General features: G+C 45.1%; 11 protein-coding genes. 8 read left to right on the forward strand and 3 right to left on the reverse strand.

Annotated elements, in window-relative coordinates; all coding sequences use genetic code 11:
* Window positions 1–93 precede the first annotated feature (93 nt).
* From pgsA to IM753_RS06690, 5 genes are all read left to right on the forward strand, one after another.
* Window positions 94–741, forward strand: coding sequence for a CDP-diacylglycerol--glycerol-3-phosphate 3-phosphatidyltransferase (gene pgsA / locus IM753_RS06670; RefSeq protein WP_194108962.1), 648 nt, complete (start codon window positions 94–96; stop codon window positions 739–741).
* 273 nt (window positions 742–1,014) lie between these two features.
* Window positions 1,015–3,216, forward strand: coding sequence for a protein-disulfide reductase DsbD domain-containing protein (locus IM753_RS06675; RefSeq protein ID WP_194108963.1), 2,202 nt, complete (start codon window positions 1,015–1,017; stop codon window positions 3,214–3,216).
* 256 nt (window positions 3,217–3,472) lie between these two features.
* The gene (locus tag IM753_RS06680; RefSeq protein ID WP_194108964.1) at window positions 3,473–4,747 is read left to right on the forward strand and encodes a phospholipase A; all 1,275 of its coding nucleotides are present in this window, start codon (window positions 3,473–3,475) and stop codon (window positions 4,745–4,747) included.
* A gap of 36 nt (window positions 4,748–4,783) precedes the next feature.
* Entirely contained in the window at window positions 4,784–5,509 is a 726-nt protein-coding gene (locus tag IM753_RS06685) for a ComF family protein (protein WP_227713091.1), read from the forward strand.
* Window positions 5,510–5,751: 242 nt separating this feature from the next.
* A complete protein-coding gene (locus IM753_RS06690) occupies window positions 5,752–6,531 on the forward strand; it encodes a hypothetical protein (RefSeq protein ID WP_194108966.1) in 780 nt (259 codons plus the stop codon).
* Window positions 6,532–6,624: 93 nt separating this feature from the next.
* Here IM753_RS06690 and IM753_RS06695 read toward each other — a convergent pair whose 3' ends face one another.
* From IM753_RS06695 to IM753_RS06705, 3 genes are all read right to left on the reverse strand, one after another.
* Window positions 6,625–8,391 (reverse strand): GspE/PulE family protein, encoded by a 1,767-nt coding sequence (locus tag IM753_RS06695; RefSeq protein ID WP_194108967.1) that lies wholly within the window; start codon window positions 8,389–8,391, stop codon window positions 6,625–6,627.
* Window positions 8,392–8,473: 82 nt separating this feature from the next.
* On the reverse strand, window positions 8,474–8,695 hold the full coding sequence (locus IM753_RS06700) for a hypothetical protein (protein WP_194108976.1): 222 nt from the start codon (window positions 8,693–8,695) through the stop codon (window positions 8,474–8,476).
* Window positions 8,696–8,774: 79 nt separating this feature from the next.
* On the reverse strand, window positions 8,775–9,002 hold the full coding sequence (locus IM753_RS06705) for a hypothetical protein (protein WP_194108968.1): 228 nt from the start codon (window positions 9,000–9,002) through the stop codon (window positions 8,775–8,777).
* Window positions 9,003–9,292: 290 nt separating this feature from the next.
* On the opposite strand from IM753_RS06705, the gene alaS reads away from it, so the two are divergent.
* The 3 genes from alaS to IM753_RS06720 all read left to right on the forward strand — a co-directional run bounded on the left by alaS (window position 9,293) and on the right by IM753_RS06720 (window position 12,886).
* Window positions 9,293–11,956: an alanine--tRNA ligase gene (alaS, locus tag IM753_RS06710; RefSeq protein ID WP_194108975.1), complete on the forward strand. Its 2,664-nt coding sequence runs from the start codon at window positions 9,293–9,295 to the stop codon at window positions 11,954–11,956.
* Between the two features lie 163 nt (window positions 11,957–12,119).
* On the forward strand, window positions 12,120–12,371 hold the full coding sequence (locus tag IM753_RS06715) for a hypothetical protein (RefSeq protein WP_194108969.1): 252 nt from the start codon (window positions 12,120–12,122) through the stop codon (window positions 12,369–12,371).
* On the forward strand, window positions 12,371–12,886 hold the full coding sequence (locus tag IM753_RS06720; RefSeq protein ID WP_143821911.1) for a hypothetical protein: 516 nt from the start codon (window positions 12,371–12,373) through the stop codon (window positions 12,884–12,886). Before IM753_RS06715 ends, IM753_RS06720 begins: the two co-directional genes overlap by 1 nt.
* The last annotated feature ends 17 nt before the right edge of the window (window positions 12,887–12,903 follow it).

Raw genomic sequence — 12,903 nt, forward strand, 5'->3', positions numbered from 1 at the left:
TTTACCCAAAATTTGTGTAAAAATCTTAAATTTTTACACAAAAACACCCCATTTTAGGGTATCATACGCCCATATTTTTATGTTCAGCCCGCCATGTCTAACGATAAGCCCAACAAGACTAGCATTTTTACCCTGCCCAATAACTTAACCATTGCTCGCATTGTCATGATACCACTCTTTGTGGCAATTGCATACATTCCCCCCGCACTTGGCATTGGTGTGCCTGCCATTCCTGATAATGCCATTGCCCGCCTTGGCATGTTAGAATACAGTGATAACATGCTCCGTCATTTTTTGCTGACGTTTGTTTTTATATTGGCGGCACTGACTGATTGGCTTGATGGTTATTTGGCACGTAAATTGAACCAAAGCTCGGCATTTGGGCGTTTTTTAGACCCTGTGGCGGATAAATTGATGGTGGCAGCGGCACTCATTATCTTGGTGCAGTGGCACCCGAACATCGTGATGGCGATTAGTGCCATTGTCATTATCTCTCGTGAGATTGCCGTGTCAGCACTGCGTGAGTGGATGGCAGAGCTTGGCAATCGCACATCGGTGGCGGTCTCGTATGTGGGCAAATTAAAAACCACATTTCAGATGGTTGCCATTACCGTGCTACTACTCAACTGGCAGATTTTGGAGACGCTGGGCTATACCTTGATGATTATTGCGGTGATATTGACCCTGTGGTCGATGATGATTTATCTAAAAGCGGCGTGGCCTTATTTAAAACAAAATTAATTTAAATCATTTAAAATCATTTAAAATAAAATTAACAAAAATCCACAATCACGTGTGATTTGCGTATGATCGTTAAAAAACGGCTTATGATATAATAAGCCGTTTTTTTCTGTGGCTTATGCCATTTTATCATAGCTGAACAATATACTTCACTCTCAACTTGAAATGGTAACTTACTGATTATCTGATGGTTATTTTTCGGGTTGTAGGGATGAATTGCAATTCGCCCTTGATAAATCAATCACTGATATAAAGTTGAGAATAGGATATAATATGTCAAAATTCACTCATTCACTAACTTCCTTATCCCGCCTGTCTGCCTTATCGCTTGCTTTGGTATTGCCCATGTCTGCGATGGCACTGTCTGCTGATACCGCCAAAAGCGATGGCAGTGTATCAAGTTTATTCGCCCAGCAACCCAAATCAAAATTTTTACCTGTTCATCAGGCTTTTAACGTCTCTGCCCATCAGCAAGACAACCTACTCACACTCACATTTGGCGTAACGCCCGAGCATTATGTTTATAAAGACAAAATCAAACTAACCTTGCCCGATGGCGTGAGCATGGGGGCATGGTCGTTTAACAAACCGCACACGATGATAGATGACCCTGAATTTGGGCGAGTGGCGGTATTTGAAGAAGACGTGGTGGCAACGGTCAAACTGACCGCCACTGCCGATGTGACCGCCCCGATAAGTGTTCGTTGGCAGGGCTGTGCCAAGGCAGGACTGTGTTATCCGCCTGAGACACTAAAAACGACCATTAGTCTAACAGGCAATGCCAAAAAAAATCCAGATACACCAAACAATCAAGCCACAGTCGCAAATAAAGCCAATCAGTCAAGCAAAGGCACGCCCAAAGATGGCGTGGGGCTTGGCTTGGATGGTCAGTCGAATAATGGCTTAAATAATAATTTAAATAGTCTAAACAATAGCCCAAATAACTTAGATAAAACCAGTCCAGCCACAGAGCTTACCCAGTCGTCACAGGCAGGCATGAGCCAAGACGGGACAGATGTCTCCGCCACTGATAACACCGCCCTTAACCAGATGTCATCAGTCCCAACATCGCCACTGGTCACGCCTGTATTTGGCGATGAGCAGGGGGGCGTTCTCACTGGCGAGCCAAATGATGAGATGGGTGGCGGACTGGGTAATGAATCATCTGCCGACATGACAAACCCCCCAAATACCCAAACAGGCACGGCAACGGCAGACACCAGTCATCAGGCGGTGAGCAGTCAAAGCGACCCGTTTGGCATTAACAAAAATCCTGCCCTAGCAGTGCTACTGCTCTTTTTGGCGGGGCTGTTGCTGTCCTTTACGCCATGCGTCTATCCGATGATACCGATTGTCGCTAATATCGTCGCTCATAACAAATCCCATACCGCCTTAAAGGGATTTGCCCTGTCGGGCAGTTATGGGCTGGGCGTGGCGACGGCTTATGGCGTGTTGGGCGGTCTGATTGCGTGGTTTGGACAGGCGGTGGGCGTGCTTGGACTACTGCAAAACCCTTATGTACTGGGGGTATTTGCCATTATTTTTGCCTTGCTTGCCTTGTATATGTTTGACATCATCAAGATAACCTTGCCATCGGGCGTGCGAGACATTTTGCACAGAAAATCCCAGTCTGCCGATGATAAGTTAGGCAGTGTGGGCGGTAGCTTTGTTGCTGGGGCGTTATCGGCACTGGTGGTGTCGCCTTGTGTGTCCGCTCCCATGGCAGGGGCTTTGACGGCAGTCTCGGCAAGTGGTAGCGTGCCTTTTGGGTTTATCGCTCTGTTTTCATTGGGGCTTGGCTTGTCCATACCACTCATGTTCATCGGTCTGGCACAGGGCAAATTCATGCCCAAAGCAGGCGAGTGGATGAACCGTGTCAAGGAATTTTGTGGGCTGTTATTACTGGCGGTGTCGCTGTCGCTATTAGAGCGACTGCTGTTCTCGCCTGTCATGCTCATCATTTGGGCGGTGTGGTTTGCGATGACGGCAGTGTGGCTGTTTAGAATGAAAAATCTGGCATCGCACGCATTTGCCTTGGTGGGAGCATTATGGGCGGTGTGCCTTGTGGTGGGGGCGAGCATGGGGGCAAATGACCCATGGCGACCGCTTGCCAAACTGGGGGCGACAGCGACCATCACCGAGTCCAAGGCGGACATCAAAATCAGCAGTCTAAGCGAGCTTGATCCCATCCTTGCCCGTCATGAAAAAGTACTGGTGGATGTAACCGCCGATTGGTGTGTGGAATGTCGCATCATGGAACGCACACTGTTTACCAACCGCCCCGAGGTGCTGTCAAATTATCAAGTTGTCAAACTGGATATCACTGAGACCAATGACGACAGCCGAGCCGTATTGGCACGTTATGGACTGTTTGGGCCACCTGCATTGCTCATTTATCAGCAAGGACAATTACAAGCCATGTTGCTCGGTGAGGTTAAGCGTACCGATTTTGAGACTGCATTGGCAAAATTTTGATGACTTTTTAAATAATTAGGGTGTGCCTGCCTTTTGTGCTTTTCATACAAATACCAAAGGTAGGCACGTCCTAATTGCTATTTGATTTACAATTTACAAGCATGTTTGATTTTTGTTAAAATATGCTGTTTGTTCTAGTGTATAATGATTGATAAAATTAGATAAGATTTAGATACATGATGCCCAATGTACCGCTACCGCTCTTATTTGATGAACGGTTAACATCATTTGCGTTGTGTGCTTGTGTGAGATATTTATGAAATTTATTCCAAAGCGATTGAGCCTTGCTGTGTCATTCTTGTTACCATGTTTGGGTGTCATGAGTGGGCAGGCATGGGCAGAAGAGATGATGCTACCCATCTTTGATGAGCGTGTGCAGATAAGTGAGCTTGACATTGCAAGCCCCATATACGATGAACGGCTGTTTTTTGATTGTGCGTCTGTGTTAAATGATGGCGAGCGTTTGGCATGTTTTGATAGCATTGCCCTAGGTAGGGTGCCAAGCGTGCTTCATGAAAAACGTCCCCTTGATTTAAAACAGACATTTGGACATCTTATAAAAGGCAGTCCACAAATTGCCTTTATTGAGCCTGTCAAGTATTCATCGGCCATTGATATGACTTTAACAGACGATGGCATGAATGAGATGAGTGATGATATGAGTCCTAACATCAGTGCCAGCGGCTTTGGTAGTGTGGATGGTGGTAGATACACTCCGATGAGTCTGGCTTATGATTTAGACAAAAACAGCGGCGGACTGTGGAGAGCTCGCCCCTACAACCCCATGTATATCTTGCCAATCTTTGTTAATACCAAGCCCAATCGTGCACCTGTCACCCCAACCCAAGAGACGTGGAATTATACCGAAAACGAAATGCGTAGTACCGAGTTAAAATTCCAAGTGTCATTTAAATCCAAAGTTGTCGAAGACCTGTTTGGCACGAACGCAGACATGTGGTTTGGTTATACCCAGCAGTCGCACTGGCAGGTGTATAACGAAGATAACTCACGTCCGTTTAGGGCTCATGACTATCAGCCAGAGCTGTTCATCACTCAGCCTGTGGTGGCAGACCTGCCCTTTGGTGGTAGGTTGCGTATGTTGGGTGCAGGTGTGGTACATCACTCAAATGGTGAGGATGACCCGCTGTCACGCTCATGGAACCGTGCCTATGCCATGGCAGGAGCAGAGTGGGGTAAGTTTACGGTCATGCCACGTGTGTGGGGGCGTATCTTAAAAAAGGACAATGGCTCCAAGCCCAACGATAATCCTGATATCATGGATTATTATGGTTATGGTGATGTGCGTTTTATGTATCAGTTTGATAAGGGTAATAACGTATCAGGCACTTTGCGTTACAATCCTAAGAACAGCAAAGGAGCGATTCAACTTGACTATGTTCGCCCCATCGGCAAAGGCGTAAGTGGTTATGTTCAGCTGTTTCATGGCTATGGTCAGTCCATCATTGATTATAATCATGAGTCTACAACCGTGGGTGTGGGTGTGATGTTAAATGATTGGATGGGGTTATAATCCTTGCCTGCTCGTCTGCCCCCATATGCCCTTGCCATGCTTGCTTCATACATACATGAGTGTTGTCAGTTATGTGGACAAGCGATAGATGTCAGAGCTGATTTAAAGATGGAACATGCAACCCAGCATGCCCCATTTTACCATGCCCCTTTTTATCGTACGCCATTACTTTGTATTTATTGCCATGCACAATGGGCGGATAGATTGCCAATATTTGTCATACGTGATGATAAGCAGGAGGTGCCTTTGTATGCAGCTGCTTATTATGAGGTGCCATTAAAGCGGGTCATGACGGTTTTTAAGGATAAAGCGAATGTATCATCACTTATGGTTTTGTATCATCTGATGAAATATGTCAAAAGACCCCAAGGCATCAACGCCGATAATGCTGTACTGATTCCAACACCGACAACAGACTCTCGTTTGGTAGAGCGAGGTTTTTATCCTGTGCTGATTTTGACGAGATTTTTGTCCTTTTTATGGCAAATACCGATATGGCAGGGCATCTCTCGCTTGGATAATGCCATTCATCAGCGTGGTCTTAGTCGTGGTGAGCGTTTGCAAAATGTCAAGCATGATTTTTATCTTACCGGTACGCTACCTACCCACCATGCGATACTGGTTGATGATGTTGTAACCACAGGCTCAACACTGCTTGCCATGGCAAATGCCATTTGGTCAGAGCATGCTACCGCCAAAGTTCATGCCGTTTGTGTGTTGCATGGGCGAGAGGGGATTCATCTGCCCATCAAAGGTAGATAGGCATACTTAAAATAAAGCCAAATATTTATTGAGTTTTTATATTGGGTTTGTATTGAATATTGCATATCATGATTTTGAATTTGCACGTTTACATAATAAAACATGAAATTTATTAAAATATCACAAATCCCTTTGAATTGACTATTGATTTTATGGCTTTTTAATATTAAAATAAAAGCATATAAATTAATATTTAGTTTATATGTGTTTATATATTTTTATATTACTTATTTGGAGAAATGATGAACACTTTTAAATTAGCAGTGCTAACCACCGCGGTAGCATTTTCTGGTACTGCCATGGCAAATGTCGTAACCAATGCAGGTCATACCATTGTAGACAGTGGTAAAACTGTATTTACCACACTGGCCACACCAGGTGCCATCAATGCTGAGATTGGTACATTGGGCTATGGTGCGAGCATCGCATGGTCAGCCAACGAATCAACCGAAGTGGTCGCTGGTTGGAATGGCGGTAGCTTTGATGTGGATACCAATATTGGTGGCAGTGACTCTATCATTAACTGGAAAAAAGTACTGGGCGATGAGTGGGACGACTACCAAGGCAACCTAAGACTTGATGGCGATTACAGCAACCCTTATGTTGGTGTTAATCTACGTCCTTGGAAAAACCGCTTTACCGTGGGTACTGGTGTCATTGTACAAGACAACAAGCTTAATGCCACCCTAACCTCCCAAGAGGGCAAAGCGACCATTAAGATTGATAACAAAGAGTATCAGGTTAATGGCGACATTAACGTTAAGGCAAAGTCTGGTAATACCCTAGCCCCTTACTTAACTTTGGGCGTTAAGCCAAACATTAACAGCAACAGTCGCTTGGGTTTCTTTGGTGAGGTGGGTGCTGCCTATACTGGTAAATGGAAAACCGAGGTGAATTTGAATAACGCTACTGTTCCAGGTCAAAGTGATGTTCAATTCAAAGCTGACTTAGAAAAAACCATCAGAGATAATAACCCTACCTGGTATCCCATCGTTAAAGTTGGTGCAACATATCGCTTCTAATCTAAGCACCCAACTTAAAAACCCCAAAGCAGGACTTTGGGGTTTTGTTTTGGTCTTGATTAAATATTATCAAAATTATGGATAATTTGTCGGTCAATTTAACGGCACAACTCTTAATACCTCTTCAAGCGTGGTTACGCCCTCTGCCACACGTTTCGCCCCCTCTATGCGTAAGGGCAGTACGCCCTCAGAGTGTGCTTGGCGTTTTAAATCATCAAGGCTTGCGTCTTTGGCAACCAGTTTTTTGAGTTCGTTAGACAACGGCAAAATCTCATACAGCCCGATTCGCCCTTTGTAGCCTGTGTTTCTACATTCGTCACAGCCCACGGCGGTGTAGATTTTGGACGGTACGGGAGCATTCCACGGAGCGACAAGCCCACGCCATTCGTCCGCTAGGGGCGAGTTTTCGCTCACGTCTTGGGCGGATTTACAATGGGGGCAAAGCGTTCTGACAAGCCTTTGAGCCATAATACCCAAAATGGTTGCCGATGTCAAAAACGGCTGAACGCCCAAATCATGTAGCCGTGTCAAGGAGCTTGGAGCGTCATTGGTATGCAAGGTGGATAACACCAAATGCCCCGTGAGACTTGCCTGCACCGCCATGTCTGCCGTCTCGCCGTCTCGGATTTCGCCCACCATGATGATGTCGGGGTCTTGTCGCATGAGTGAGCGAATGCCGTCTGCAAAATGCAAATCAATCGCTGAGTTAATCTGCATTTGGTTAAAAGCCGGCTCAATCATCTCAATCGGGTCTTCAATAGTACAGACGTTCACCTTTTCGGTGGCAAGTTGTTTGAGTGTGCTATAAAGCGTGGTGGTTTTACCGCTCCCTGTGGGTCCTGTTACCAAGATAATGCCGTTGGGGTGGGCAGTGAGAGTGTGCCATGTTTCTAGCTGTTTGCCCGTCAAGCCAAGCTGGGCAAAGGTGCGTACCAGCACTTCGGGGTCAAACACACGCATGACGAGCTTTTCGCCAAAAGCGGTGGGCAGAGTGGACAGGCGCAGTTCGGTTTCTAGTCCTTTTGGCGTGCGGGTTTTTAGTCGTCCGTCTTGGGGTTTTCGTTTTTCGGCAACGTTTAATCGCCCCAAAATCTTGATACGAGCGGTAACGGCTGTCAAAATCGCACTCGGCATTTCATAGACGGTATGTAACACCCCGTCAATTCTAAATCGCACCTTGCCCATCTCACGGCGTGGCTCCAAGTGAATGTCAGAAGCTCGCTGTTCAAAGGCGTATTGCAATAGCCAATCCACAACTTTAACGATATGTTGGTCGTTGGCATCGGGGTTGCTGTTATCGCCAAGTTGGAGCAGGGCTTCTACGTTGGTAACGTCCGCACTTGCCTTTTTTTGGGCGATGTCCGCCCCTTGTATGGCACGGGTAACTTGATAGAACTCGGCACGGTAGCGATTTAGCTGTTCGGGTGATAGATAGACCGTCTTGATGGTTTTGGGGCGGACGATGTGGCTGATGTTGGCATGCCAATCGTGATAAAAAGGTTGGTCAGTGCCGATGATGACTTCTGTGTCGGTCACAGCAATGGGTAGGATGTACTGATTTTTGGCGTATTCAAAGGACATGATGCCCGTCACGCTCGGCACGTCCACTTTTAGGGGGTCGATTCGCACCACGTTCACACTAGCTTTGCCCGCCAACCACAGATTGAGCTTATCCAAAGTTAGGGGCTGATGGTCTAATAAATTGGTCAGATTAAAACGGGCGATGTTTTGGACAGGGTGCAAGGTAGGGTCGTTGCGACTGGTGATGACAAGATTGTATGATTTTTGGTCAATTCGACCTTCTTTTAATAGCTCATCCAAGCACCAACGCAAATCGACGATTAGGGACAACTCATTCATGACAGCTCTATTTGTGATAAATAAATGCTATTGTAACATGAATTACTTAGCTTTGTTTAGGGCGTGCCTGCCCTTTATAACACTATTTAGAATTTAGAAAATATTTTAGAAATAAATTAACCGTTTTTGCATGAAAAATGGCTAAATCTTGTTTTTCTGCGTCAAAAGCTTGTTTGATAGAACGACTATCAAACTTCACTTTTTCCTTGAAAAACGTGCGATTTCTCTCGTTTTTCATTGCAAATACAAAAGGCAGGCACGCCCTAACTAAAATAAAGACAAGCCATGATAGACGTGCTATCATGGCGTATCTGTTGTTTCGGCTGTGGCTTGGCTCTCTGGCTGGTATTGTGATATAGGCTAGATAAGCTGTGCCAAAAGCGTTACTGTGTTTTTTGCTGATTGGGGGTGGGACTGGCAGAGTTTGTCATGGCAGAAATGCGTTTGGTGACGACAAGGGCGATGGGAATGCTTACCACAAGTCCTGCGACCACGGCACCAAGCACCGTTTGCATATTGGTCATGTCAGTGACAAACACCACAATCATCAAGACGCCAATGAGTACAGTAGAAGCAATCGAAAAAATGGCACTAAATAGTGGAATGTTCATGGTAAATCCCCTAGCATTTTTGTGGATAAAATCTATATGCTATTTATACACCTTTTTTACATGAATGTTAAGCATTTTTATCAAAAATTCCATAAATTTTATAAGGGTTTGATATTAATTCCAAAAAGTTATTAAATCAGTCAGTCTTTCAACTAAATTTTGTGAAAAATTGGTTAAAATCACTGTTAATTATGGCGGTTTGTGATAAAATTAGCTGTTTATTTATCAAATTAGTTATCAAATTCGCCCCATGATTTTTAAAAATCACAGGCAAGCTACTGGATATGACCATGACAACCGCTCACTTAAATAAAACCATGCAACTGACCGAAGTACGTCAAGCCTTTATTGACTTTTTTAAAAGCAAAAACCACACGCCTGTACCGTCATCTAGCCTAATTCCGCACAATGACCCTACGCTACTGTTTACCAACGCCGGCATGAACCAATTTAAAGACACCTTTTTGGGGTTAGAAAAGCGAGACTATGTGCGTGCCGTGTCATCACAAAAATGCGTGCGTGCAGGAGGCAAGCACAACGACCTTGACAATGTCGGCTACACCGCCCGTCATCATACGTTTTTTGAAATGCTCGGTAATTTTAGTTTTGGCGATTATTTTAAAAAGGATGCCATTGCCTTTGCGTGGGAGTTTTTGACCGATGACAAATGGCTTGCCCTGCCAAAAGACCGCCTTTATGTAACTGTCTATCATACCGATGATGAAGCCTTTGACATTTGGCATAAGGACATCGGGCTTGCCCCTGAGCGGATTATTCGCATTGGCGATAAAGGCGGACTTTATCAGTCGGATAACTTTTGGGCGATGGGCGATACAGGACCTTGCGGGCCTTGCTCCGAGATTTTTTATGATTATGGCGAGCATATCGCAGGCGGGCTACCGGGTACGCCTGACGAAGACGGCGACCGTTATGTGGAGATTTGGAACTGTGTATTTATGCAGTTTAACCGCCAAAAAGACGGCACGCTAGAACCCTTACCTAAGCCGTCCGTGGATACAGGTATGGGGCTAGAACGTATCAGTTCGGTCATGCAGGGCAAATATGGCAACTATGAGACGGATTTGTTTATCAATCTCATGAATGCGACCGCCCAAGTGATTGGCGTGGAAAATACTTATGAGCCGTCTTTTAAAGTCATCGCCGACCATATCCGTGCCGTGTCGTTTCTCATCGCTGACGGTGTTCGCCCAAGTAACGAAGGGCGTGGCTATGTCCTACGCCGTATCATTCGCCGTGCGGTACGTCATGGCAATAAACTGGGGGCAGACGGGGCGTTCTTTTACAAACTTGTCCCCGCTCTTATCAAGGAAATGGGCGAAGCCTATCCGCAATTGATTGAAAAACAAGACGAAATCGGAGCGGTCATTTTAAAAGAAGAAGAACAATTTGCCAAAACGCTAGCACAGGGCTTACGTCTATTATCGGGCGAATTAGAAAGTTTAAACACAGGCGACACCTTGACAGGCGAGACGGTGTTTAAGTTGTATGACACCTATGGTTTCCCAACCGACCTAACTGCCGACATCGCTCGTGAGCGTGGCGTGGGTATTGATGAAGACGGCTTTAATGTGGCGATGGAAGCCCAACGCACTCGTGCCAGAGAAGCGGGCAAATTTGATGTGGATTACACAAGTAGCGTAAAGGTGGAGACCCCAACCGAATTTGTCGGCTATGACCTGCTAGACAACCAAAGCCAAATCATGGGCGTGTATCAAGACGGCAAGGCGGTGGAGCGTCTGGGCGAAGGCGATGAAGGTGTGATTGTGCTGTCTGCCACGCCATTTTATGCCGAAGGTGGCGGTCAAGTGGGCGAGATAGGCGAGATTAGCACGTCCACAGGGGTGTTTTTTGTTGAAGATACCAAAAAATCAGGCACGGCGATTATCCATTATGGCACGGTAAAAATGGGCGAGATTGCCCCAAATCAGTCCGCCAACGCCCAAGTAATTGCCGATGTGCGTAAAGCGTCTGCTAAAAACCACTCCGCCACGCACCTACTACACGCCAGTTTGCGTGCGGTGCTAGGCACAGGCGTTGCCCAAAAAGGCTCGCTGGTGTCGGCAGATGTGCTTCGTTTTGACTTCTCTTATGATAAGCCAATCAGTCATGATGAGCTGACTACCATTGAACGCATGGTAAACGAGCAAATCCAAAAAAATACCCCCGTGCAGATTGAATACCTGCCCATTGATGAAGCCATTGGCAAAGGGGCAATGGCTCTGTTTGGCGAAAAATATGGCGAAACCGTGCGTGTGCTGACCATGGGGACAAATGCCGATAACTCTACGTTCTCCATTGAGCTGTGCGGTGGTATCCACGTGGCTCAAACAGGCGACATCGGTCTGTTTAAAATCGTCTCCGAGAGTGGTATCGCATCGGGCGTTCGCCGTATTGAAGCCTTGACAGGCATGGGGGCGGTGCGTTATGTGCAGACAGGCGAGACGATTTTGGGTAATTTGGCAACGAATTTTAAGGCAAAACGTGGCGAGATTGAAACCCGTGTCGGTAGCCTTGCCGAGCGTAACCGTGAGCTTGAAAAACAGCTAGAACGCACCGAGCAAAAACTGGCAAGCCTACAAGCGGTGTCGCTACTACAAAATGCGGTCAAAGTGGGCGAGACAAACCTACTCATCGCCAAAGTGGCAGGCGTGGACGGTAAAGCCATTCGTGGACTCATGGACACCCTAAAATCTCGCCTTGACGGAGTGATTGTACTGGTGGGCGAGAGTGATGATTTGGCACTGTCGGCAAGCGTGGCGAAGGGCTTGACTGATAAAGTCAAGGCAGGCGACATCATTCGTCATTTGGCAAGCGAATTGGGCGGTAAAGGTGGCGGTAAGCCTGACTACGCCCAAGGCGGGGCAAGTAAGGTTGATGGGCTTGATAAGGTACTTTCGGAGTTGCAAGGCGAGTTGGCGAGTAAATTGGCGTAAGTAATTTGGGAATGTGTAGGGGCGAATTGCAATTCGCCCGTACAATTTTGTACTACAATCCCAATTTGTAAGGTGCGTAATACGCACCAAGTTTATGCTGATTGCACAAATTGGTGCGTGGTACGCACCTTACACCCAAAAACTTTTTAATTAGAAAATTGCAATGGTTATTAAAATCGTACGCTATACCACTTGTTTGATATTCTTTTTGTTAATGCTTGGTAGTATTGATGAAAGTAGTGTTTGGACATCAGTAAGTTTTTTGACTGGTATAGTAATGACGATTGATGAAAAAACCATTTGCCAAAATTTTAAAGTCAAAAACTATTGGATTTTTTATGCGGTGTGGATTTTTGTGGCGGTGATGATAATGGCAGTGGCGTTTTATTTTGAATTAAAGGAGCATAATTTGTAATGGCGTATTACCAAGAATATGATTATTGTATTCCTGCAAAATTTGGAATAAGGATAATGCTGATTGGTAATATCGTGAGTATTGCAATGATATTTTTGCCTGAAAATTCTTTTGGCTTTATGTCAGTTATTATCTCTATGATTGGTATATTATTGTTAATTTTATTTAATCTGCTTGGGGTGTTCATAGTTATTAAATCATTACAACCAACTAAAAAGATTATTGTAACTGATACTTACATTCGTTTTCCCAAAAAACCATTATCAAATGATATTATTACCATATATTATGACAATATAACAAAATTTGAAAGGGGTTTTATGCGAGAGCATAGTACCCTTGAAATCAAAGATAAAAGACAAAGGGGTGTATTGGCAGATATTGGTTTTCTTGATAAAGAAAATTTTGAAAAAATTTACGACCACATTCATTGGGTAAATTATACCAACAAATTAGGCAAAGAATTAGGTTTATCCGAAGCACAAAAATCCCAACTTTTAAACAAACTCATTTAATCTTCCAAAGCCATTTT

This window comes from Moraxella sp. K127 (genome assembly GCF_015223095.1).
GTDB lineage: Bacteria > Pseudomonadota > Gammaproteobacteria > Pseudomonadales > Moraxellaceae > Moraxella.